The organism is Alteromonas hispanica (assembly GCF_010500915.1).
Lineage (GTDB): Bacteria > Pseudomonadota > Gammaproteobacteria > Enterobacterales > Alteromonadaceae > Alteromonas > Alteromonas hispanica.
This window is the reverse complement of the sequence record NZ_JAAAWP010000011.1, coordinates 42,325-66,430: the sequence shown is the minus strand read 5'-3', so window position 1 is coordinate 66,430 and position 24,106 is coordinate 42,325. Positions and strand designations below refer to the sequence as shown.

16 protein-coding genes are annotated in these 24,106 nt (G+C 45.2%); 9 read left to right on the top strand and 7 right to left on the bottom strand.

Going from position 1 to position 24,106, the window contains the following annotated elements; all coding sequences use genetic code 11:
* Positions 1–48: 48 nt before the first annotated feature.
* From GTW09_RS15160 to GTW09_RS15145, 4 genes are read left to right on the top strand one after another with little or no spacing between them, the layout of a single operon-like run.
* A complete protein-coding gene (locus GTW09_RS15160; protein WP_163112560.1) occupies positions 49–1,257 on the top strand; it encodes an aspartate aminotransferase family protein in 1,209 nt (402 codons plus the stop codon).
* A gap of 20 nt (positions 1,258–1,277) precedes the next feature.
* Positions 1,278–2,315, top strand: a complete 1,038-nt coding sequence (gene astA, locus GTW09_RS15155; protein ID WP_163112559.1) for an arginine N-succinyltransferase — start codon at positions 1,278–1,280, stop codon at positions 2,313–2,315.
* A 15-nt stretch (positions 2,316–2,330) separates the two neighbouring features.
* Positions 2,331–3,800, top strand: a complete 1,470-nt coding sequence (astD, locus tag GTW09_RS15150) for a succinylglutamate-semialdehyde dehydrogenase (RefSeq protein ID WP_071978449.1) — start codon at positions 2,331–2,333, stop codon at positions 3,798–3,800.
* 21 nt (positions 3,801–3,821) lie between these two features.
* The gene (locus tag GTW09_RS15145) at positions 3,822–4,628 is read left to right on the top strand and encodes a DUF1338 domain-containing protein (RefSeq protein ID WP_163112558.1); all 807 of its coding nucleotides are present in this window, start codon (positions 3,822–3,824) and stop codon (positions 4,626–4,628) included.
* Positions 4,629–4,735: 107 nt separating this feature from the next.
* Here the strand turns inward: GTW09_RS15145 and GTW09_RS15140 are convergent, their stop codons facing one another.
* The 3 genes from GTW09_RS15140 to parC are packed head-to-tail and all read right to left on the bottom strand — an operon-like array spanning position 4,736 to position 9,783.
* A complete protein-coding gene (locus GTW09_RS15140) occupies positions 4,736–6,892 on the bottom strand; it encodes a putative bifunctional diguanylate cyclase/phosphodiesterase (RefSeq protein ID WP_163112557.1) in 2,157 nt (718 codons plus the stop codon).
* Between the two features lie 8 nt (positions 6,893–6,900).
* On the bottom strand, positions 6,901–7,440 hold the full coding sequence (locus GTW09_RS15135; RefSeq protein WP_163112556.1) for a heme NO-binding domain-containing protein: 540 nt from the start codon (positions 7,438–7,440) through the stop codon (positions 6,901–6,903).
* Positions 7,441–7,497: 57 nt separating this feature from the next.
* Complete coding sequence (gene parC, locus GTW09_RS15130) at positions 7,498–9,783, bottom strand: DNA topoisomerase IV subunit A (protein ID WP_163112555.1); 2,286 nt, start codon at positions 9,781–9,783, stop codon at positions 7,498–7,500.
* Positions 9,784–10,096: 313 nt separating this feature from the next.
* Between parC and GTW09_RS15125 the strand changes: the two genes are divergently transcribed.
* Entirely contained in the window at positions 10,097–13,216 is a 3,120-nt protein-coding gene (locus tag GTW09_RS15125) for a hybrid sensor histidine kinase/response regulator (protein WP_163112554.1), read from the top strand.
* Between the two features lie 45 nt (positions 13,217–13,261).
* Here GTW09_RS15125 and GTW09_RS15120 read toward each other — a convergent pair whose 3' ends face one another.
* The 3 genes from GTW09_RS15120 to GTW09_RS15110 form a co-directional block, all read right to left on the bottom strand.
* Positions 13,262–13,960: a DUF2982 domain-containing protein gene (locus tag GTW09_RS15120; protein WP_100970805.1), complete on the bottom strand. Its 699-nt coding sequence runs from the start codon at positions 13,958–13,960 to the stop codon at positions 13,262–13,264.
* A gap of 190 nt (positions 13,961–14,150) precedes the next feature.
* A complete protein-coding gene (locus GTW09_RS15115) occupies positions 14,151–17,354 on the bottom strand; it encodes an efflux RND transporter permease subunit (RefSeq protein WP_163112553.1) in 3,204 nt (1,067 codons plus the stop codon).
* Positions 17,351–18,511 (bottom strand): efflux RND transporter periplasmic adaptor subunit, encoded by a 1,161-nt coding sequence (locus GTW09_RS15110; protein WP_163112552.1) that lies wholly within the window; start codon positions 18,509–18,511, stop codon positions 17,351–17,353. The genes GTW09_RS15115 and GTW09_RS15110 overlap by 4 nt, the downstream gene beginning before the upstream one ends.
* Positions 18,512–18,642: 131 nt before the next feature.
* Between GTW09_RS15110 and GTW09_RS15105 the strand changes: the two genes are divergently transcribed.
* From GTW09_RS15105 to GTW09_RS15090, 4 genes are all read left to right on the top strand, one after another.
* On the top strand, positions 18,643–19,311 hold the full coding sequence (locus GTW09_RS15105) for a TetR family transcriptional regulator (RefSeq protein WP_163112551.1): 669 nt from the start codon (positions 18,643–18,645) through the stop codon (positions 19,309–19,311).
* 167 nt (positions 19,312–19,478) lie between these two features.
* Positions 19,479–20,492 carry an aspartate carbamoyltransferase gene (locus GTW09_RS15100; RefSeq protein WP_163112586.1) on the top strand — a complete coding sequence of 338 codons (1,014 nt, stop codon included), beginning with the start codon at positions 19,479–19,481 and terminating at the stop codon, positions 20,490–20,492.
* A 4-nt stretch (positions 20,493–20,496) separates the two neighbouring features.
* Complete coding sequence (gene hemL, locus GTW09_RS15095) at positions 20,497–21,777, top strand: glutamate-1-semialdehyde 2,1-aminomutase (RefSeq protein WP_071978439.1); 1,281 nt, start codon at positions 20,497–20,499, stop codon at positions 21,775–21,777.
* A gap of 286 nt (positions 21,778–22,063) precedes the next feature.
* On the top strand, positions 22,064–23,146 hold the full coding sequence (locus GTW09_RS15090) for an adenylate/guanylate cyclase domain-containing protein (RefSeq protein WP_420809557.1): 1,083 nt from the start codon (positions 22,064–22,066) through the stop codon (positions 23,144–23,146).
* Between the two features lie 5 nt (positions 23,147–23,151).
* Here the strand turns inward: GTW09_RS15090 and GTW09_RS15085 are convergent, their stop codons facing one another.
* A complete protein-coding gene (locus GTW09_RS15085; RefSeq protein WP_163112550.1) occupies positions 23,152–24,087 on the bottom strand; it encodes a Dyp-type peroxidase in 936 nt (311 codons plus the stop codon).
* Positions 24,088–24,106 lie beyond the last annotated feature (19 nt).

Genomic DNA, 24,106 nt, shown 5'->3' with positions numbered 1-24,106 from the left:
TTATAGCATCGCATGTCGGTGAAAGCGCACAATGTAGAGGTAGTGATAATGAAGGTAACTCGCGCGACATTTGACGATGTAATGGTTCCTAACTACAACCCGGCTAATATGGTGCCGGTTCGCGGCGAAGGCTCGCGCGTATGGGACCAAGAGGGTGCTGAATACGTCGATTTCGCAGGCGGTATTGCGGTTAACGTACTAGGTCACTGCCACCCTGAGCTTGTTAAAGCGCTAAATGAACAGGGCTCAAAACTTTGGCATTTGAGTAATGTATTCACCAATGAGCCGTCACTGCGTCTTGCGAAAAAACTTGCCGACTCGACATTCGCCGACAAAGTCTATTTTGCCAACTCTGGCGCAGAAGCGAATGAAGCAGCGCTTAAATTAGCTCGCCGCTGGGCTTTAGACAAATATGGCGAAGATAAAAATCAGATCATTGCGTTTAATAAAGGTTTCCACGGTCGCACGTTCTTTACAGTAACCGTAGGTGGGCAAGCTGCTTATTCTGATGGTTTTGGACCAAAGCCAGGTGCAGTAACACATTGTGATTACAACGATTTAGCTGCATTCGAGGCTATGATTTCTGACAAAACCTGTGCAGTAATGATGGAGCCACTGCAAGGTGAAGGCGGTATTATAACGCCGGATGTCGAGTTTGTTAAAGGTGTACGCGAGCTGTGTGACAAGCACAATGCACTATTAATTTTAGACGAGGTTCAATCTGGTGTAGGCCGAACAGGTCACCTCTATGCTTACATGGGGCTTGGCGTGACACCCGACATTCTCACTACAGCGAAATCGTTAGGTGGAGGCTTCCCTATTGGAGCAATGCTTACAACTGCGGGTATCGCGGCACATCTTAAGCCCGGCACGCACGGCAGTACATACGGTGGTAACCCTTTGGCGTGTGCAGTTGCTGAAAAAGCATTAGATATTGTTAACCAGCCTGAAGTATTAGAAGGTGTTTTAAAGAAAGAAGCCCTTTTCCGTAAGATTCTTGGCGAAATTAACGACAAATACCATGTTTTCGAAGAAATTCGAGGGCAAGGTATGCTGCTTGGTTGTGCACTTAATGAAAAATATCAGGGCCGTGCGAAAGACTTCATGACAGCAGCAACTCAAGAACATCTTATGTGTCTAATTGCCGGTATGAATGTTATTCGCTTTGCTCCATCACTTGTTATTCCAGATGAGGACATTGTTGAAGGCCTAGCGCGCTTTGAGCGAGCTATCGCTGCTGTTGTCAGCGCTGAATAGTTTCGAGCAGAGAAGTGAATATGAATATCATTCGTCCCATAAGAAAAGCGGATTACGATGCGCTTAAAGCCATTGCCGTAGAGTCGGGCATTGGCTTTACGTCACTGCCCGTCAATGATGAGCTTTTACAGCGCAAAATAGATCGCGCCGAGAGTGCATTTCATAAATCAAATGTAACAGAGCCAGGCGACGAATCTTACTTATTCGTCATGGAAGATACAGCAACCGGTGAGGTAGTAGGTACCTCTGGTATTGAGGCTGCGGTAGGTATAGACGACGCATTCTATCATTATCATCTCAGTAAGGTGGTACATGCGTCTCGAGAATTAAATATCCATAACACGGTAGATATTCTTACCTTCTGCAATGACTACACTGGGGTGACAGAGATCTGTACCCTTTTCCTCAGGGAGCAAGCGCGAGGCGGTATCAACGGCAGATTTTTGTCTAAGGTTCGCTTTTTGTTCATGATGGAGCACCGTGAGCGCTTTTCTGAAACTGTCATTGCAGAAATGCGGGGCGTAAGTGATGAGAAAGGCCGTTCTCCTTTTTGGGAGTGGCTGGAGACTCACTTCTTTTCTATGGACTTTCCTACTGCTGACTACCTTACAGGTATTGGCAATAAGGTTTTTATCGCCGAATTAATGCCTAAATACCCTATTTATGTGAACTTGCTCAGTGAGGCAGCGCAGAATGTAATAGGAAAGGTTCATGATAAAACACGACCTGCTTTGCAACTGTTGGAAGAAGAAGGTTTTTCTTGCAGGGGCTATGTGGACATTTTCGACGCAGGCCCTACCGTAGAAGCAAACCTTAGTCATATTCGCACTGCGCAATCAAGCCTGAAGCTTCCTGTTGTCATTGACGATATGGCCGCAGCGCAAGGGCAAACACACTACATAATAAATACATCTATTGATGAATTTCGCGCCGTAGCGGCTGAAATGACAATCAGCGAAGAGCAACGCGTGGCCGTTTTATCGCGCCAAGCCGCTGCCGCCTTAAACGTAAACGAAGGTGAATTAGTGCGCTTTGCTCCTGTTACGTTTCGAGATTAATAAAGGATACCCTACATGCTACATACACATTACATAAATGGTGAATGGGTGGCTGGAGAAGGTCACGACCTGACTTCAGTCGATCCGGCGAAAAATGAGATTATTTGGGAAGGCAAATCGGCTTCTGCGTCACAAATTGATGCTGCTGTTAAATCAGCACGGGCTGCACTTGTTGAATGGAGTTTAAAAACTGTAGAGCAGCGTCTAGAAATCATCAAAGTGTTCGGCAGCAAACTTGAAGGCGCTAAAGAACATTTAGCCAAAGTAATGGCGAAAGAAACTGGCAAGCCTGAGTGGGAAACCGCAACGGAAGTGGGTGCCATGATGGGAAAAATAGGCATTTCTGAAAAAGCCTTTTTCGAGCGTACAGGTGATGTAGAAAACCCTATGCCTGTGGGCAAAGCATTTATTCGTCACAAGCCCCACGGTGTTGTTGCCGTCTTTGGCCCGTATAATTTTCCTGGCCACCTACCTAACGGCCATATTGTTCCAGCACTCATTGCGGGCAATACTATCGTGTTTAAGCCAAGTGACCTTACTCCGATGGTCGCTCAAGAAATGGTAAAGCTATGGGATGCCGCTGGTTTGCCAAAAGGCGTACTTAACCTTGTTCAAGGTGAAGTTGAAACAGGTAAGGCTCTTGCTTCTCATAACGATATCGACGGCTTGTTTTTCACCGGCAGCTCGCGCACAGGTAAAGTGCTGCATGAACAATTTGCCGGCCATCCAGGCAAAATTCTTGCCCTTGAAATGGGTGGAAACAACCCTTTAATTGTCAAAGATGTGAGCGACATTGATGCTGCAGCTCATGATATTGTGCAGTCTGCCTTTATTACATCGGGACAACGCTGCACCTGTGCCCGTCGTCTATTCTTACCTGCTAATGCTAATGGTGACGCCATCCTTGAGCGTTTAATTACCATTACAAAAAATATCAAAGTAGATGACTATGACGCGCAAGATCAGCCTTTTATGGGAGCGATGATCTCAAGCAAAGCAGCGGCTTCCATGGTTACTGCTCAAAATGAACTAGAGGCGCTTGGTGGCAAAGTACTGGTTCGATTAACGCAACCAGATTCGCAAAAAGGCTTCGCCACACCAGGTATTATCGATGTTACTGATATGCTGGCTTCCTTACCTGATGAAGAGCACTTTGGCCCTCTGCTCAAAGTAATTAGATATACAGACTTCGACGAGGCGATAGCGGAAGCCAATAATACAAGCTTTGGTTTATCTGCTGGCCTTCTAGGTGATAGCGAAGAGGACTATCGTTACTTCTTTGCTCGTATTCGCGCAGGCATTGTTAATTGGAATAGACCTATAACAGGGGCAAGTAGCGCAGCGCCATTTGGCGGTATTGGCGACAGTGGAAACCACAGAGCCAGCGCCTTCTACGCAGCAGACTATTGCGCGTACCCTGTGGCGTCAGTTGAGCTCGATAAAGTTACGCTACCGGGTAAATTAAGCCCTGGCTTATCATTATAAAAATGCAAGGATCCTACTAAAATGCATAGCAATATCGATACTTTATTTGCCAACATGTGGGAAGACTACGTAAAAATAACGCCGTCTGCACACAAAATTCATACACTGCTCGCCGGTGAAGAAAACAATAGCAATATTGTTAACGACCATGTGGCATTTAGAACCTTTGCGTTAGACAAGACCCGCCTTGATAAATTAGCAGCGCATTTTCTAGCACTGGGCTATGAAGCAAAAGGCGATTACAACTTTGAAGCTAAGAAACTGACCGCAAAACACTTTGAGCACCCAGACGAGACAAAACCAAAAGTGTTTATTAGTGAGCTTCGTGTTGATGAGCTGTCGGATGACGCACAAGATATCATTAAAGAACTTGTTGCTCAGATGCCCAGCAACATCACCGACGCCGACAACTTCTTGTATTCTGGTAAGCACTGGGATGTCAGCAAGGCGCAATACGACACCCTGCTAAACGAGTCTGAATACGCAGCTTGGATGGCGGCTTGGGGCTTTAGAGCGAACCACTTTACGGTAAGTGTTAATCACTTAAGTAAAACTAACGAATTAAGCGACGTTAATATGCTGCTTAAAGAGGCTGGATTTGTGTTAAACACGTCGGGCGGCGAAATTAAAGGCGGCCCAGATGTGTTCTTAGCGCAGTCATCTACTATGGCAGACAGGGCCGAAGTGGCATTTGTTGAAGAAACCCTATCTATCCCCAGTTGCTTTTATGAATTTGCTCAACGGTATGACATGCCAAACGGTAAACGTTATCAAGGGTTTGTGGCTGCTTCTGCAGATAAAATTTTTGAAAGTACCAATGCCAAATAAGGTATTGATAAAACAGCATTAACAGCTAAAGCCCCAATGTTCATAAAAATCGTGCACTGGGGCTTTTTTAGCGCTGATAGCGTTTTATAGAGATACTTGAACGTCTACTATCGCTTAGTGTCTGAAGTGTGGCGCGCCAAGAACTGATCATAAGGCATGGGCTTATCGAAATAAAATCCCTGCATTAATTGCACATCGGCCTGTTCCATAAAGGGTAAATAAGTCTCTAGCTCAACTCCCTCCGCAACAACATCAATTTCTAAACTGCGAAGCATGGTAATCAGGCCGCTAAATAAGGCATAGGCCTTACTATCTTCATGCACGCCTTTTACTAAGCTCCTGTCTACTTTCACCACTTGGAATTGAAACATTCTCAGGTAGCTAAGCGATGAGAAGCCGCTACCAAAATCATCTAAAGACAGCCTAAAACCTAGTTCACGAAGCACGTTAAGCGAGCGCAAGGCGGCCTTTTCATCACGAATAAAAACCGATTCGGTGAGCTCTAGCTCTATGTATTCTGGTGATACATGGTTCGCACGACAAATATCAATTGCTTTATTAGGAAACTCGCTATCAAGCATTTGATTCGCACTAATGTTCACCGATAGGGGAATAGCCTCTCCCTGTTGCGATTCCATTATAGAGATATAGTCGCACGCGGCTTCTATTGCATATAAACCGATAGCGCTATCGAGATTGTGCTCCTCAGCAATGGGAATAAACACAGTAGGAGAAACCACACCGTGCAAGCCTGATATCCACCGGCATAACACTTCTCCTCCTTTTAAATTCCCATGTAGGTCATATTTGCCTTGGATATAAAAATCAAGAAGGTGGTTTTCAACAGCTTTTCGCAAGTCGTTTACCATGCTCACCTGCTGCGTCATACTCTCGTACAGCCCAGGTTCGTAGATAAATACTTGCCCTTTACCTAATTCTTTTGCCCGATACATAGCCGCGTCTGCACATTGAATAAGGCTTTTTATTTCGTCACTGTGCTCTGGATAAGTCGCAACACCGATACTAGAAGATAAACGCAATTCTGTGCCTTTAGCATAAATGGTTTCCTCCTCTATTTGTTCAATCAGTTTTTCACACTTCTCTTTCACGCTTTGCGAAGAGAGCCCTTTTAGCAGCACTAAAAACTCATCTCCCCCCCATCGTCCAACTTCACCGATAGGGCCGAACATTGCGGTAAGTAGCGCTGCCACTCGCTGCAACTCTTCATCGCCTTTCTCGTGACCAGCGCTGTCATTAATAGCTTTGAAGCCATCTAAATCTAGAAATACAAGAAGGAATGGTTCACCATTATCGGCGTATGAGTCGATAGACTCGCGAAGTGCATTTCGGTTAGACAGCCCCGTAAGGTCATCGTGTTGCGCCAACTGCCTAAGTCGCGCTTCGTTGCGCTTTCTGTCGCTAACGTCTCTTAGTGTTGCGATAAGGTATGAAGAGGTTTGCCTGTGTGCTTCAAACAGCGCTATTGAAATATCCACGCTACGAGTCACCCCAGATAGAGAATCTATTTTCGACTCGAAGCGAGCTTGCTTATCGTGCAGTAGAGTCGTTTCATCAACGCGTTCCGATACCAATAGATCATTAAAGTTTTGGCCTATACAGGCCTCTTTCACTGGCGCTTCTAGCATGCGAAGAAACGCATCATTGCATTCGGTAATAACAAGATTGGGGGTTAGTACCAGCATGGGCTCCCTAGAGCTGGCAAATGCTGAGGCCATTAAATCGAAAGACTGTTCCGCTTTGCGCTGTTGCGTAATATCTTTGGTAGTACCAACGATATTAAGAGCTTCATTCGAAGTGCCTCGTTTCAGTACTCGGCCTCGTAGACGTATCCATTGAAAGTCGTTTTTAAACCGCAATCGAAAAGACACTTCAATACGATCTCGGTTGCCATGCACAGCCATAGACCAATGGAACTGTAGGTTATCAATATCGTCTTCATGTACCCGAGCGAGTAACTGAATTACTGTGCCCGACCACATAGAACGATTTCCGCTATATAGAGAAAAAGAGCGGATTTCCATGAGATCTGTGTCAGCATGCCAGCTCCAAAAAGACTCCTGAGAGGCCCACAGCGCAAGCTCTAAATCGGTTTGCGCTTCCTGACTTTTTTGTAACGCAATGTAAAGCGACTGAGACTTCTCCGTAAGCAGTGTTTCAGCATGTTCCCTTGCGTTTTTTTCTCGCTTTAATCGGCGCTCTAGTAACGCAATACGTTTGTCACCGTTTATTGAGTCTTGTGACATATCCTGCCCTATGAAATGACAGCTATACTGAATTCGTATGTGTGAGGAGTGGCGAGCTGGTGAGTTTCACGCTCCAATTTACAATTAAAATGATCTGCAGATGCATCCATTAAACCTTCTGCAAGAGCGAAAAGATCGCGCTCAGAATAATATTGAAGACGCATGGTAGTATCTGTTCTCGATAACACTTTAAAGCGCGGCAAATCTGCATCGGGATATAGCTTTTTGACCTGTACGTGAATATCGTCGTCAAGGTGGCCTAACATGTCTAGCATACCCTCGGTATTAGCCAACACATCGCCGTGAACCGCGGCTAGCTTGCCAAAAAGGTAGTAGCCAAAGTCATAAAGAAGTTCGTTGGCTGATTTTCCTGTTTTCTCTATCAGAACACCTAATAGACGCTCCATATCCGAATACGGATAGTAGCCCACAGCGGTATAAGCCCCGTCATTTTCAAGCTCTGCTGCCACGATGACGTCATCAGCGAACTCTGGAGAGACGTTTTCTTCCAACATATCGATTAACGATGTAAAGACGATTCCTAACATCTGACTATTCCTTTAAATACTTAAAAAAGTGTAGTTCACGGATGGCAAACTTGGTAATTAATCCGCTGTTTCGCCACTTTTATTCGTGCTGTCGAAAACAACTTCGACGCCATCGACTCGCTGTAGCCCTCTTGGAAGTTTATTGCCTCGTCTTCCGCGCTCTCCGTGATAGTGTGTTAAATCTTGAGCTGACAACGTCATATTGCGTTTACCCGCAATAACTTTAACGGAGGCGTCTTCAGGTACAACGGCAAGTACTTTCACATACTCTTCTCTCGATTGAGACTTTGCCGAAGGAATATTGATAAGCTTGTTGCCTTTCCCCTTGCCTAAACTCGGTAAGTCTCTAAGAGGAAACATAAGCATTCTTCCTTCGTTAGAGATGCTTAAACACATATCTGTCTCTGGGTTAGACACCGGTATTGGCGCTAAAACTTTCGCTGCAACAGGCAAGGATAGGTAGGCTTTACCTGCCTTATTCTTACTTACCATGTCTTTGAATGTGCCTACAAACCCATAACCTGCATCTGATCCCACCAAAAACTTACTGTCATCTGATGCCATTATGACGTGCTCAAAGGACTCTCCGCCTACAATATTAAAGCGGCCGGTAAGTGGCTCTCCCTGACTGCGTGCAGACGGTAGGCCGTGAGCATCACAGGAAAAAGTTCGTCCAGAAGAATCCATAAATACGGCAGGCTGATTGCTTTTACCTTCTGCACTTCCAAGGTATCCATCGCCGGCTTTATAACTTAAGCTTTCTGCATCAATATCGTGCCCTTTAGCACAGCGGGCCCAGCCTTTTTCGGATAACACCACGGTGATCGACTCGGCGGGTATGAGTTCTTTTTCAGACAGCGCCTTAGCTTCGCCTCGCTCAACAATTGGAGAGCGCCTATCATCGCCATATTTTTCAGCGTCGGCTAAAATCTCTTTCTTAATAAGTGTCTTTAAGCGTCTATCTGAGCCGAGAAGAGTTTGTAACTTATCTCTTTCCGCGGCAAGCTCGTCTTGTTCGCCCTTAATTTTCATTTCTTCGAGCTTAGCAAGGTGACGAAGCTTTAACTCTAAAATTGCTTCAGCTTGCTTATCGCTCAAACCAAAACGGGTCATAAGTTCCGGCTTTGGCTTATCATAGGTACGAATAATTTCTATCACTTCATCAATATTTAAAAAGGCGATGAGTAAGCCTTCTAATATATGCAGTCGAGCCAGAACTTTATCTAGTCGGTATTGCAGTCTGCGGGTAACTGTATCCTTTCGGTACTGCAACCACTCAGATAATATTGTGCGTAAATCTTTAACCTGAGGTCGTCCATCCAACCCAATCATGTTGAGGTTTACGCGATAATTTTTTTCTAAATCTGTAGTCGCAAAAAGGTGCTGCATGAGCTGCATTACATCAATGCGATTAGAGCGCGGCGTAACGACAAGTCGAGTGGGATTTTCATGGTCCGATTCGTCTCGTAAGTCACTCACCATAGGCAGCTTTTTAGCCTGCATCTGCGCAGCTATTTGTTCTAATATTTTAGCACCGGATGCTTGATGCGGCAGTGCGGTGATAACGATATCGCCATTTTCTTCGTGATATACAGCGCGCATTTTAATTGAGCCACGCCCGGTTTCGTAAAGCTTACGGATATCCGATTTGGGCGTTATTATTTCCGCATCCGTGGGATAATCTGGCCCGTTTACATGCTCAAGTACGTCGGTTAAATCTGCCTTGCTATTGTCTAAAAGCATTGCACAGGCTGAGGCTAATTCCCTCACGTTATGAGGAGGGATATCCGTTGCCATTCCTACTGCAATACCTGTTACGCCATTTAACAAAATATGCGGAAGCCGTGCCGGAAGCGTGCTCGGCTCCTCTAAAGTACCGTCGAAATTCGGTACCCAGTCCACCGTGCCCTGACCGAGCTCATTCAACAATACTTCGGCAAAGCGAGACAGTTTTGCTTCGGTATAACGCATGGCAGCAAAAGATTTAGGATCGTCAGGTGCCCCCCAGTTACCCTGTCCGTCAACCAGTGGATATCGATAAGAAAACGGCTGTGCCATTAACACCATGGCTTCGTAACAAGCCGAATCGCCATGGGGATGAAATTTACCTAGTACATCACCCACGGTTCTGGCTGACTTTTTATATTTTGCGTTTGCACTTAATCCAAGGTCTGACATCGCATAAATAATGCGGCGCTGAACAGGCTTTAACCCATCTGAAATGTGGGGTAATGCTCTATCCATAATTACGTACATGGAATAGTTAAGATAAGCGTCTTCAGTGAAACGTCTCATGGCGAGCTGTTCCACGCCTTCGCTATTAATAATGATCTCGTCACTCATGATAATTTTTTCGTTTTGTTATTAATACCAATGCGCTTGTGGCTGCGAGGTCGCTGTAAAAATTGTGATAGCACGCCTTTTTGAATAAGTACAAGAGCGTTTAATCTCATTGTGAGGTAAACCGACTGTGGGTGCAAACTTTACCAATAGATAGCGCAATAAAAATGCGGCAAAGTAAACTGTGGTAGTGTTATCCACCGTTCTTTGTTATACAAAGAAAACGGTGTTAAATAAAGCGAGTTAGTTTGGGCTGAGATTGTTGCAAACAAAGACCAAACTACCCTAGAATAAAATCAAAAAAGAATAGACGTACATGCCCTTTTCACGCGCTTTGCTTTTGGCTTTCAGCATTTTATGGTCAGTTTTTGCATCTGTTGCCCATGCTCAGCATATAAAGCAACTGTACGATGAAGATAGTACACTCGACCTTTCAGACTCCTTGTACTATTTGTACGAAACTAATTATCAACTTAGCATTAACGATATCGCGCGCCGGAAGAATGATTTTCTGGTACATCCTAGTAGTAATCCGAACTTTGGTTTTCAAAACAGCGCCGTATGGATTCTTTCGTCGGTTACCAATGTATCAAATACTTCTGACTGGGTTTTTACTATCAACTTTAGCCAGTTAGATAAAGTAGACTTTTATCTCATTCAAAACGGCAGAATCCTCGCACAAAGCCGTCAGGGCAAAGTTCAGCTAGAACAACAGTTTCGGGTTCCTACCTTACACGCAAAGATAGACTCAGCGAGTCCAGTAGACTTATACATACGTGTTGAAAGTCAATCATCCAGTATAATTGTGCCTCTTCGCGCGCAGGCTGCGGAACATCATAATCGTTATTTTCAACTCGATAGCTTGTTATGGGGTGTCTTTTACGGAGGGCTGCTGATATTAGCGATTTATAATTTAGTGCTGTATATCGGTGTGCGAGAAAAAAGTGTTTTAGCTTACGTAGGCTACATTTTTGCCGTAATCTTGTGGCAGGTTGTGTGGGGAGGCCATACTCACTTTATCTTTTCCCAAGGTATTCCCGTGTGGCTCGTGGGCCACACCGAACTCATTTTCGTCATTATTGGTATTACCTCAGGCCTATTCACTATTTCTTTTTTAGACAGTGAAAACAATGCGCCTACTTTGCATCCCATTTTACAGCTAATGCTGGTAGCACAAACGCTAATCGGCTTGGTTTGTTTTGCCGATCTTATTCCGCCGATGTGGAAGAATAACCTTGTATACGGCGTTGGTGTAGTATCGATATTAAGCTATGTCGCAGCTGGCTTTGAGGCCTTTTTCAATAAGTTTAAACCCGCGAGATATTTTATTGTCGCCTGGGGGTTATTAGCCACCGGCGCAATTGTTGGTATGCTCAGCTTATTCGGTATTCTTCCCACCAACGACTTTACCACCTACTGTTTTCAGGTTGGCGTATTTCTAGAGTCCAGCTTGTTCTCAATTGCCCTCATGGAAAAAAGTAGAAGTCAGCTTGAGTATGACGTGGAGCAAGCCACAAACGATTTACATAATAATATGGAGTTGATTGAAGAGCAGAACGTACGTTTAGATATTGCCCGTAAAGATGCTATCAAGGCCAGCCACGTAAAATCGCAGTTTTTAGCCAATATGAGCCATGAAATTCGAACGCCTCTCAATGCTATTTTGGGTTTTAGTAAAGAGCTCAACAACGCGTCCTTGCCCACCGACCAGCAGGAGCAGGTGAGGATAGTCAATACGGCCGCCGACAGTTTGCTCACCATTGTTAATGATGTGCTCGACTTCTCTAAAATCGAGGCAGGTAAACTGTCGTTAAATAATCAACCCTTTTCACCTAACAAGCTGTTCGAAGAAATGGTCACCATTATGGCTAAGTCTTCTCATAGCAAACGCATTGAGTTTGTATTTGACCTCGCACCTTTGCCAGAAAAGCTGATTGGCGATGTCTTTCGAATAAAGCAAATTCTCAACAATCTTCTAAGTAATGCACTTAAATTTACATCCACCGGCAGTATTACCCTTGCTGTGTGTGGGCGTGCGCTAGAGCACGGTCTACACGAAGTCAATATTGAGATTAAAGATACTGGAATTGGTATTAGTCGCCATGATCAGAAAAAGCTTTTCAATGCATTTTCCCAAGTTGATGACGCATTAAATAGAAGCTACCAGGGAACTGGATTAGGACTTGTAATAAGCCGCGAACTCGTTCGTATGATGAACGGTACTCTTACGCTAAAAAGCGCGCTTGGGCAGGGCTCAATATTCAACGTTTCGCTTAAGATGAATCAATTAAGTCAAAAAGTGGCGCCCACGCATCACCCAGATTGGATAGATAAAAAAGTGGTTATTTTCGATCCTATCCCCGCTACGCGAAGAGCTAGCGCCACCATATTAAAAGCCCTTGGCGCTAACATCACAAGTGTGGAATCTCTTGAGTACCTTGGCACATTACAAGGGCAGTACGATTACATTATGGCTACTGCGCCAGTTAGCAAAGTAGAGAACAGACATGTGCATCTGCGCAAGTTTGTGCAATTCCCTGCTAAAAACAGAGTACTGTGGTACTCAGGTCCTGCCCCCTTTACAAAATATAAAAATCTTAATCAGCATTTTTACTCTCAAATTCGAATGCCGATGACGTTGACTAAGCTTGATACATTAGTGAGCGATCGGGCGTTACCCAACTTCAACCCGCTTAAAGAGCGCGTAGACTCGCTGCCCAAAGCAAAATTGCTTGCAGTAGACGACATGGAAATGAACTTAAAGCTTTTAAATACTTGGCTAGATGATTCGGCAATTTCGCTAACGACCACCATTAGCGGCCAAGACGCCGTAAATAAATGCCAGACACAAGAGTTTGATTTAATCCTCATGGACATTCAAATGCCCGGTATGGACGGTGTGCAAGCTACTCGTGAGATTCGCAAAACAGCAATGAATATGGGCACCCCTATTGTTGCTGTTACAGCACATGCGCTTAAAGAGGAGCGAGAAAGGTTACTAGCCTCAGGAATGGATGATTACCTTCCTAAACCTATTGAAATAGAGTCGTTAATTACACTGATTAAAACTTGGTGCCACGACGTAGAGCCTGGCGAAATTGTGTTTCCGTCTGTGGACTGGCAGCTTGCGTTAAAGCGGGCAAATCAAAACCAATCCGCAGCTAAGGAGCTTTTGAACGACTTTATTACCATGCTGCCAGACACTTTGCGTGTTATTGAGTCACTTCAACAGCAAGATGCCCGAGAAGAGCTTCTTGCCGAAGTTCACAAGCTTCATGGAGCTTGTTGCTACACAGGCTTACCGCGTCTTCAGCATTTAGCGAAGGAATTAGAAATTGCGTTGAAACTAGAGCAAGCTCACCTTATCGATGAATATTTGCCCGATTTAATCAAAGAGGCGCACAAGATTATATTTGAAAATACTGAGAGCCACTGACCCTAACTCACGATTATTATAACTCGATTCACTGATCTCTGGGTTCTAATCGCTACCTTGCGGCTCGCTTCGGGCGTTTTGGCACTGCACAATTAATGCCGCAAAGTCGCACGGTTCCCTGTCAAGCTCTGAACTCGCAATGAAAATGTCGTAGCCCAAACGCTTTCGCAACTCTACCATGCGATGAGCAAGCATCGCCTTTATCCCAGTAATGGCTGTTCCGTCGTCTAAAACAAAGTGCTTATCGTCAAACATCGATTGCTCGTAGCAGCTCCCCGTAGCGCAATTACTGTCTGAATTGTGCAATAGCAAGGGGCGCTGCTCCATCAACAAGTGCGTAGCTAAGCGTGGAGATATCGTGTTGAGAAAATCGGTATAGCTTTTCAGTTTGAAGCCCACTGTTTCCAGCGCCACGTGGTCGAGACCATGTCGTATTCGCGGGCAATCTGCGCGCTGCAGGTTATCCCAGTGAATTCGCCAGCTTCCCAGTCTATGTCGGTATGTAATGAAGTCTTTAGCGATCTCCAAGCTATAGTTGGGCTCGCGAACTTTAAAAAAACCGATAAGCAAACACACTATGGCAGCGCTGGTTAAGAAAATGCCAGCCAAAAATAACCATTCAGGTAGCAAACTAAGCCACAAAGCAGACAATACGAGCCCGACACAGCCTAACACTATACTGGTTAAGCCATTGCTTTTTGACGCGGCTTTAATAAATATGGGTTCTACACTACTGCCAGACATATAAATACACTATCAACATTATAACGGCCCAAAGAACGTAAAGACGGTATCGCCTGCATGTGGCGCAGTCAGTGGTTAACCAACGTTTAACTAACGACTTTTTCTGCATATGCGTCGACACTTCCTACGACAAACTTTTACATCGCACTTTATATACGCGATTTAAAAATAGATAGTTTACCTTAAACCGCTACGCTGGTTCGCTGCCTGTATTCATAGGTGAAGCATTTAGTTGACTGCGTTTATGCTGATGGCGTTTAAACGCAGCCACTATAGTAGGCGTAAACACCAGCGACAGCATGACAGAAAAGCCCACGCCCCCCGCTATTACAACAGCAAGTGGTGGCCAAAAACTTCCTTCACTAAACAGTAATAACGGAATAAGCCCACCTACTGTGGTAAATGTAGTAGATAAAATATGACGACTACAGCTCATTGTCTCTTCGACAATGGCTTTGGTATCTCCACACCTCGCCTTAGGGTTTGCATTAATGGCAGCAATCACAACAATAGAGCCGTTTATCGCAACCCCTATAAGACCTGCGCAGCCAAGCAGTGGATTAAACCCTACCGGAAGCCCTGATAACCACAGACTGAACATGCCTAAGCCCACAGATAAAACAGCGACTAAGCCGATAACGCTGGCCATACGTAAGCTGGAGAAAGTAAGAATAAGCGTAGTAATCATAAGTACTAGTAGCACAGGTGCATAAGTTGCCAATTGACCTAACGCTTGCTGCTGCTCATCCGCATCACCCGCGAGATGAATTCGATATCCCTGAGGTAGCGTTAAGTTTTTATCAAGCAACTCTCTTAAGGTATTGCTAGCATCTATGGCCGGAACGCCGGGTAAAAGAAAAGCCTGAATTCGGTTAAGCCGCTCGCCGTTTACCCGAGTAATGCTGCTTGTAGCAGGGTTGAGCGATAAGGTTGTTACAGCGGCAAGTGGAGACCACGAAACGGCGTTGTCAGCGGCTACCGGGATCGGCATTGCATCTACCCCCATTACGTCTTGCCTGAACGACTCAGCTAAACGCACTCGTACAGGTATTTCTTCCGTACTTTCAAGTACCGAGCCCCCGGTAATACCGGAGAAGTTTATTTGCATTTGGGCGGCCAAGTCTGCCAACGATATTCCCAGATACGACAGTCTGTCGCTGTCTGTATCTACGTTCAGTTCTGGTTCGCCCATGGAGATACTGGCAATCGACTGAGAAATACCGTCAATCTCTGACATCAATGCTCTTACTTGCTCTCCCAGCTCATTCAAGGTGTTTAAATCTGGCCCAAAAATTTCAACTTCTACAGGCGCAGCTATAGGCGGGCCTTGCCCGAATGCGCGTACCACTATTTGAACTTCTGGGTACAAATTATCTAGGTCTTTCTGTAGCTTGCCCACTAAGGATGATGCCCCCTCCACCGTGCGGGTTGTCACTACCGCATTAGCGAAGTAAGGCATATTATCGCGGGTCATAGTTTGATTATAGTAAACGGAAGGCGCTGAACCTCCCACCAGCCAACTCACCTGCTCGACACCATCGTATTGTCTAATCTGCTGATCTACACTTAAGGCATAAGCGCTTGTGTTATCAATACTGCTGCCCTCTTGTGTCCAAAGGTATACTTCAAATTGGTCTCGGTCGGCACTAGGGAAAAACACATTGGCAAGTTGAGTTGAAAGCGCAAAACCAGACAAACACAAAACGCAGATCGCAGAAATAACTAGCGTAGGTTGCTTTATCCAACGCCCAAGCTGCTTGCTGAATGCGGCAGTTAAATGAGGAGCTTGAATACCCACTTGCCACCAAGAAGACGAGGAGTTTTCTGTTGCCTGTTCGGCGACATTAGTGCCCTCGGCAACTCCATCATTTTTAGGCAAAAAACGTGCGGCTAATGCGGCAATGATAGTGAGCGAGATAAACAGAGACCCAATTAGCGCCATCACCACACTTATCGCAATAGGGCCGATAAAATCACCTATGTTTCCATTGAGCAAAAAGATAGGCATGAAGCCCAACACGGTTGTAAGCGTTGAAGCCAGTAACGGCGCAAACAAATGCGCTACGCTTTTTGCCATCGCCCCCACTCGTGTAAGCTGTGGATCTTGCAGGTTGATACGTATTTCGTCGGTTATAACAATAGCGTTATCGATTAGCAGACCAATGGCGATAATCATGCCAAAAATTGACATCTGATGTATTTGCTCGTCATAAAAACTTAACGAAAACAACGCAAACGAAGCGCAAAGCGGCAGCGCTAACCCCACAATCCATGCTGCTCTAAAGCCCATAAACAGTAAGATTACCAGCATGACCACAGCACAGCCCATCAATAAGTTCATCGATAAGTCTGCCAAGCGGGTAGCTGTGTATTCATTTTGTTCAAAGGCAACCGATGCGGTTAACGTGCCATCGAAGTCGCGGTTAAACTGTTCTACTTCTGCTAACGCCTTTTTTGTCCACACGTCAGAACGCAGAGATGGCTGCATTCGCGCGGCAACAAAAATAGACTCTTTACCGTCTAGAAATGCCAGTTCGCTGCGGGGGGTACTAAAACCGCGGGTGACGCTAGCCACATCTTCCACTCGCAAATAGCGACCACCTTGATTTATAAGGGGGATCGCGGCAATCATATCAACACCACTTAGCCCCTTGCTCACACTAAAACGTAAGTTACTCTGCTCAGTATTTAACATTCCGGCAGGCAGTTTAGGGTCGGCGTTTTGTATTCTCGCACTCACTTGCTGAAGGGTAAGCCCCGTGGCCGCGAGCTTTATGGGGTCGATGCTAACGCTGATTTCTTCGTTTGGTTCTCCATACACGCGAACAAGCTCGGTACCGCTTACATTTCGCAGGCGGTCCGTTAACTCTTGGGCAAGTCTTGCTGTCAACGTGATTGGGGTTGTATCGGGGTGCTCAGCACGCAAAGATAACAGCAGAGTAAACGCCGTCGCGCCCCGCTTTTCATCAAAAATAGGAGCGGAAGTGCCTTCGGGGAATAGGGCTGATGCGGCCCCTATAGCATCTCGTATCTCGCTAAATAACTCTTCGTTACTGCTATTATCAATCCAATCTTGGGTTTCAATGAGAATAATTGATATACCTGCTCGCGAGGTAGATTTAACTTCTTTTATCTCGAATATTTCTCGTAGCCTATCTTCTAACACATCGCTAACAAGTGCTTCAACACGCTCTGCAGAAGCGCCAGGATACTGAGTAATGATAAGTGCGTTTCGAGTGTCAATTCGAGGGTCTTCAATACGTGGCAAAGAGCCCAGTGCGGATAATCCGGCAACCAAGATGATCACTAAGCTGAGTACGAGTAAATGCCCTCTGCGATAAAAAAGCGTGTACCAAGGGTAAGCTTTATTGTCATCAAGGCTTGGAGTTTTCATGGCATCATCTCGCCCAGTTCAGCGCTTGCAGTACCAGCTTTAACGCGCTGGCCTGGTGCGAGTTTATGGGTACCGCCGACAACCACCTGCTCTTGCTCTTTTAGTGCACCTCGCACAAATGCTTTGCTTCCATCTGTATAAACTACGTCTACTACTCGAGCCTGAAGGGTACCAACACCATTGTCACCACCCTGATTGTCTAAAACGAGCACGCGCCACAGCCCCCTTAAACCGTTACTTAATGCTGAAACAGGAAGCCATGCTCCTTGCTCGGTATGAATGCGGGAGCCAGACAGAATAGCCATGTCGCCAGGTCGCACCTGCGTATTACTGCTCAAGCTTACAAGAATATCGACGGTACGAGTTTGTATATTTCTTACGGCGAGACGCTGACTGACCGTTCCCTGCACATCGCTCTCTCCCACCTGCATTGTTACAGATTCACCAATCTCAAACTGATCCACAATATCAGCAGGCACTGCAAATCTCGCTTGATATTTATCGTTACTGGTAACGCCAATGACCGCCATACCGGCATTAATCACACTCCCTTCATCAAAAAGACGGCTATCTACCTGTCCATCAAACGGTGCATAAAGAATAGCTCTATCAAGTGCGACATTCATTGAATTTAACGATGCACTTATTTCGTTTACTCTTGCAGCGGCTACGTTTAACGCCGCTTGAGTTTCATCGAGTCGCTGTGCTGACTCTAATTTTTTTTTGACTAAGGATTGAGTTCTATCATTGTTTATCTTAGCTAAATTTAAATCAGCTTTTACCCTTTCTAAAGAAGCGCTTAATTCTTTTTGCTGTGCAACAAGGCGCTGTGTATCTAAACGAGCTAGAACATCCCCCTTAGACACTGTGTCACCTTCTTCTACCAGCACCTCTGTCACTTCTCCACTCGAGTCGAAGGACAACATGGTCGACTTAGGAGACTCAATTAAACCGAAAACATTGATAGGAGTTTCAAATTGTTGGCGCATTTCTACCTTGGTTAGTACAACGGATACTGGTTCGCGTTGACCCATGGTTTGCGTTGCGTTGCCCTGCCCTGCTGCCATTAAGAGAGCAACGAGAGAGGCTATGAAGACCATTATTGCAATGTAAAGAGGCATCTTATTTGCGTTAGACGCCGTATCAGTAGAGCTCATACTTATATTCCTACCTGCAGTGATAACCTTCAAAATGATGAAATGTCATGCTAATATATAAATACTAGACCGTCCAGTATGATAATTAATTCTTTGCTTGGGCGTGGTTGGATCATCAAGCGAGGGTTGTAGTGTCGCAACAAAAGAAACAGGGTAGGCCTAAAAGTGAAGAAAAGTCTCGGCAAATACTTATAGCCGCTTCACAACTCTTTTTAGAAGAAGGTTTTGCCAAAACATCGATGGATAACGTAGCTAAGGCATCCGGCGTATCTAAGCAAACGGTATATTCGCACTTTGAAAACAAAGATGTACTGTTCCAAGCTGCCATCTCTTCTAAATGCCGATCTTATCAACTTGATACCGATGAGCTGTGTGAGCTGCCACTTACTTCTGCTAGTTTTGAAGAGTGTTTAATTAAAATTGGTGTTCAATTTGTTCGCTTAATTCAAGACCCACAAACCATCGGTATTTTCAGAGTGATCATTGCCGAAGCAGTAAATAACGCTCATGTGGCTTCGCTGTTTTATCAAGCTGGACCGCAAGCGTCGCTAGATGCCTTGGGGCAACTTATATTCAAACTAAGTGAAAACCCTAAGACAGGGCAAAATGACTTAACGAAAGCGCGAGCTAATCAATTAGCCGTAGATTATTGTGCGCTGTTAAAAGGCGAATTCCATACCCTGCTATTGTGTGGTTTACACTCTCCCATGACCGACGCACAAACCTATCACTATGCAAAACAGGCGGCAGAGAAAATATCGGTTTTGTTCACTTACTTTACTCATCAAGAGAACCGTTAACACTCGCCAGTAATTCCCCCTGTGCCACACTGACAGCTAAGTGAAGAGTGAATACATTCGGCGCATTACATTCGGGTTATAACGGCCAAATTAAGCGCCGTTGGAGGATTACTTATTGGGCAGTTTGTTATACACTAGCGCCGTTTTCGTTGATGATTGAGTGGCTCATGTCTAACTTTACCGGTAACCATATTCTTTCGGTTAATCAATTCGATCGCGAGGCCATTGAGAAAATATTCTCAGTCGCCGATTCTATGCAACCCTATGCCAGACGAGAAAAGCGAACCGCAGTTTTAGAGGGCGCGATTCTGGGAAATCTCTTCTTTGAACCAAGCACGCGTACTAGAGTCAGTTTCGGTACAGCTTTCAACCTGTTAGGTGGTGAAGTGAGAGAAACCACTGGAATGTCTAGCTCTGCACTCGCTAAAGGGGAATCGCTCTACGACACGGCCAGAGTACTCAGCGGTTATTCAGACATCATTGCCATGCGTCATCCTGCCGCAGGGTCTGTAGCTGAGTTTGCCGAGGGCAGTCGGGTGCCGGTTATAAATGGCGGCGACGGTGCCAACGAGCACCCCACACAAGCCCTGCTGGATTTGTTCACCATTAAACGAGAGTTAGAATACAACAAACAGGGAATAGACGGGCTTCATATCGCTATGATTGGCGATCTGCGCTACGGACGAACGGTGCACTCTCTTTCTCGATTATTATGTTTATTTAACAACGTGCGCTTTACCCTTATATCTCCCAGAGAATTGGCGATGCCACAGCCCGTTATTGATGCCATTGAAAACGCAGGCCATAAACTTACCGTTACCGATACCCTTGAAGGCAATATGGACGCCGATATTTGCTATCAAACGCGCATTCAAGAAGAGCGCTTCCCGTCGCAAGATGAAGCAAACAAATATCGAGGCAAGTTTAGATTAAACCAATCAATTTACACACGACACTTTCAATCGAAGACCGTCATTATGCATCCACTTCCGCGGGATTCGCGTATGGAAGCAAACGAGCTGGATAACGATTTAAACCTTAATCCAAACCTAGCCATTTTTCGTCAAACCGATAACGGTGTGCTGGTGAGAATGGCTTTATTTGCTCTCACCCTTGGTGTAGAGCATCTGGTCACGAAATACGAGCGTGACGTTGTTTGGTACAGCAATAAGAGTAAGTAATTACATGACAAAATCTGAAACACTATTTACCCGAGCACAAAAAACCATACCAGGTGGTGTTAACTCCCCCGTGCGCGCTTTTAAAGCTGTAGGCGGCACGCCTCGCTTCATTACAAAAGCAGACGGCGCGTATATGTGGGATGTAGACGGTAAACAGTACATCGACTACATTCAGTCATGGGGACCAATGGTTTTAGGTCACAATAACCCCAAAATACGAGAAGCTGTAATTGAGGCGTCGTATAGCGGTCTATCATTCGGTGCGCCAACAGAGGCCGAAGTTATCATGGCCGAAACCGTGAGCAAGCTCGTGCCCTCCATGGAAATGGTGCGCATGGTAAACTCGGGTACCGAAGCAACTATGTCTGCCATTCGACTAGCCCGTGGCTATACCGGACGCAACAAAATTGTGAAATTTGAAGGCTGCTACCACGGCCATGCCGATTCGTTGCTTGTTAAAGCTGGCTCAGGTGCGCTGACACTCGGAGTTCCAAGCTCTCCCGGTGTTCCAGCCAATGTTGCCGAGCATACACTTACCGTTGAATATAATAATGTGGATTCAGTGAAAGAAGTGTTTGCTGAACATGGCAATGACATCGCTTGTATTATAGTAGAGCCAGTAGCGGGTAACATGAACTGTATTCCTCCTGTAGAAGGCTTTCTTGAAGGTTTACGTGCGGTATGTGACGAGTACGAAAGTGTCCTAATTTTTGACGAAGTGATGACCGGCTTTCGCGTTTCGCGCGGCGGTGCTCAAGAGCGTTATGGGGTTAAACCAGACCTTACTTGCTTAGGCAAAGTTATCGGTGGTGGTATGCCTGTAGGCTGCTTTGGCGGTAGAAAAGACATTATCACGCATATCGCGCCAACGGGGCCGGTTTACCAAGCGGGAACGCTTTCAGGTAACCCAGTTGCTATGGCAGCAGGCCTAGCTGCTATGGAGCAACTGCAGCAACCAAACCTATATGACTCTATCTTTGAGAACACTCAAGCGCTGGTAGATGGTATGCAGGCGTTAGCTGACAAACATAATATTAGTCTAACTACTAATGTTGCTGGAAGCATGTTTGGGATATTCTTTACTGACGTTGAGAAAGTGACAAATTACAAACAGGCGATAAACTGCAATACCGAGCAGTTTAACAAGTTTTATCACGGTATGCTGAACGAAGGGGTTTATTTAGCCCCGGCTTCTTATGAAGCGGGCTTTGTTTCAAAGGCGCATGACGCTGACGTGATTGCAAAAACCCTCGAAGCCGCTGATAGAGTTTTTGCCACTCTGTAAGCTATTAGCGCTTTGTCAGTGCTTTAATAGCATGAGTTTACAAGGGCGCAGCCTTGCAAATTAAGAGGGGGTACTTCAACGAAGTACCCTTTTTTGATTGTTCTGCGTTAAGAGTTTTTGTTTATGAGCTTTTCTTAAACCTCATATCTCAACTATTGTTCACTTGAATTAGACGGCTTAATACGTTTACTCTTTATATTCACATTTAGGAATACATGTCGAGCCTGACTGCTCGTTTAACTTTTTCTTCTGCACCTGAAGAAACGACTTAAAGTAAGAATAGCTAATGTTATCGATGGAATGGTTGTTAGGAATAGGGATTGCTGTACTTCTTGTATACAGCATTGTCATTACTGTCCTACTTATTAAACGCAGTCGTCGTTTTGCTCGACGAGTAGCCCAGTTTAAAAAGAATAGACGCAGTGCAGATTATGGCGTTGAAAAAGAACTTCTTTTCCAGCAGGCAGCAGACGAAGCTCTGAGACTTAATCAAACCTTCCAGAAGTTTGTCCCAAAACAATTTGTCGAGCATATGGCTAACACCGATGTTGATAACCTCGGTTTAGGCTACGCCTCAGAAAACGAAGTAGCCATTATGTTTTGTGACATTAGAGGGTTTACAGGCTTTTCTGAGCGCATTACACCACAAGAGTTAATGAATTTTTTGAATTCATACTTTACCCGCATGAACGACCCTATTCATCAAAACAGTGGTTTTATCGATAAATTCATGGGCGATGGCATTATGGCGCTATTTGATCACCCAGGAGGCACAGCTCGGGATAAGGCAATAGACTCATTAAATGCGGCGTTAGATTTAAGAAAAGCGCTCACTATCTATAATGGGCACAGAAAAAATAGTAACTATGCCCCAGTAAACATGGGTATTGGCATACACTTTGGTGCAGTTATTATGGGTACGGTAGGCTCTGATGACCGAATGGACACAACGGTTATCGGAGATAGCGTTAATATTGCATCACGCTTAGAGGCGTTAACGCCTAAATACCATGCGGATATCATTGTCAGTGCTCAAGTTCTTCAAACCCTAGGCGCAGGTTATCCTATTAAAACTCGACTGCTCGACTGGGTTCGCGTTAAAGGCCGCCAAGCGCCTATTGAAATTTATGAAGTACTTAGCCATCTACCCGAAAGTGAGCAGCAAGAAAGACTGGCTGTTCAATCTAAAATTGCAGCTGGTTTAGCATGTAGAATTAATAAGCAGTGGGACGAAGCTATTGCCTACTTCGAGACTGCACTTGCTGTTAATCCGAATGATACTCTAGCTCACCATCATATTGATGTATGTCGTATTTATCGCAATGTTGATCTCGACGATGACTGGGACGGAGCACTGGTACTTCAATAAAGGGCTTAAGTGCTGTCTGTTGAAAGAGTCGCTTGCGATTTAATAAAGTTTACCGAAGGCGCAAAAAATGCAGCCCCTGTCTCTGCGCTTGTGAAGTCCAACCACCTATCGTAATCGCCTTCTCCATTACCGTATATTTGACTCTGTAACATGTGCTTAAACGGGCGGGCGCTTGCGCTGCAGCAAACTGACAATAAACCTTGCGAAGCCATATCTCCATAGGGCATGCCTTGTTTCATCAGCCTTGGCTCGTCTCCATCTGCGGTTGAACTGACTGCTCGCACACAATGGGATGAAGCAGACTGCTCTACACTAGGTAAATTATGCTGCTGGGTTGTTCCCATAACCTGTTCTTTTTGACGCTCAGATAAACTATTCCAGCGTCTGAGATCGTGTCTGTACCGCTGTACATGCAAATAGCTTCCGCCTTGGAAATCTGGGTCATCGTCTTCGCTGATAACAGCAACTCTTCGACGGGTCATCCCTCTTGGGTTATCGGTAGCATAGAGAAAACCGTTCAAATCCCGTCCGTCTAGGTAACGAAAACCGCGTATTTGCTCTACCAACTCTACGTGAATACGCAACAAATCCATCACTTCAATACCCACAGCGTGACAAATATCCAGCCTATCTGCTCGTATTTGAATAAACAGATCGCAAGGGGTGGTGGGCGCGCTACGATCTTCACATTGCATATCGGGAAAAGGCGCAAGTTCCACAGGTATTAAACCTGGATACACGTCGGCCCAATAACTTGTTCCCACAGCGATAACACCGGTAACCATGGCTTCATAGTGCTCATTTTCAAAGTGCTCGAAAATATCTAGCACTCTGGCTAATTTGGCTCTAACAGCTTCGCTGTCGTCATCGACAACGTTGAGCATTAAATATTGCGCATGCAAATTTGGCTCTGCACATATGCCTTTTTGTGGTTGTGTCATTGCTGCTCTTGTTATTATT

What these genes read in the sequence shown, in the direction of transcription:
- GTW09_RS15160 (WP_163112560.1), top strand. Translation starts at nt 49, where the DNA reads ATGAAGGTAACTCGCGCGACATTTGACGATGTAATGGTTCCTAACTAC.
- astA (WP_163112559.1), top strand. Translation starts at nt 1,278, where the DNA reads ATGAATATCATTCGTCCCATAAGAAAAGCGGATTACGATGCGCTTAAA.
- astD (WP_071978449.1), top strand. Translation starts at nt 2,331, where the DNA reads ATGCTACATACACATTACATAAATGGTGAATGGGTGGCTGGAGAAGGT.
- GTW09_RS15145 (WP_163112558.1), top strand. Translation starts at nt 3,822, where the DNA reads ATGCATAGCAATATCGATACTTTATTTGCCAACATGTGGGAAGACTAC.
- GTW09_RS15140 (WP_163112557.1), bottom strand. Translation starts at nt 6,892, where the DNA reads ATGTCACAAGACTCAATAAACGGTGACAAACGTATTGCGTTACTAGAG.
- GTW09_RS15135 (WP_163112556.1), bottom strand. Translation starts at nt 7,440, where the DNA reads ATGTTAGGAATCGTCTTTACATCGTTAATCGATATGTTGGAAGAAAAC.
- parC (WP_163112555.1), bottom strand. Translation starts at nt 9,783, where the DNA reads ATGAGTGACGAGATCATTATTAATAGCGAAGGCGTGGAACAGCTCGCC.
- GTW09_RS15125 (WP_163112554.1), top strand. Translation starts at nt 10,097, where the DNA reads ATGCCCTTTTCACGCGCTTTGCTTTTGGCTTTCAGCATTTTATGGTCA.
- GTW09_RS15120 (WP_100970805.1), bottom strand. Translation starts at nt 13,960, where the DNA reads ATGTCTGGCAGTAGTGTAGAACCCATATTTATTAAAGCCGCGTCAAAA.
- GTW09_RS15115 (WP_163112553.1), bottom strand. Translation starts at nt 17,354, where the DNA reads ATGAAAACTCCAAGCCTTGATGACAATAAAGCTTACCCTTGGTACACG.
- GTW09_RS15110 (WP_163112552.1), bottom strand. Translation starts at nt 18,511, where the DNA reads ATGAGCTCTACTGATACGGCGTCTAACGCAAATAAGATGCCTCTTTAC.
- GTW09_RS15100 (WP_163112586.1), top strand. Translation starts at nt 19,479, where the DNA reads ATGTCTAACTTTACCGGTAACCATATTCTTTCGGTTAATCAATTCGAT.
- hemL (WP_071978439.1), top strand. Translation starts at nt 20,497, where the DNA reads ATGACAAAATCTGAAACACTATTTACCCGAGCACAAAAAACCATACCA.
- GTW09_RS15090 (WP_420809557.1), top strand. Translation starts at nt 22,064, where the DNA reads ATGTTATCGATGGAATGGTTGTTAGGAATAGGGATTGCTGTACTTCTT.
- GTW09_RS15085 (WP_163112550.1), bottom strand. Translation starts at nt 24,087, where the DNA reads ATGACACAACCACAAAAAGGCATATGTGCAGAGCCAAATTTGCATGCG.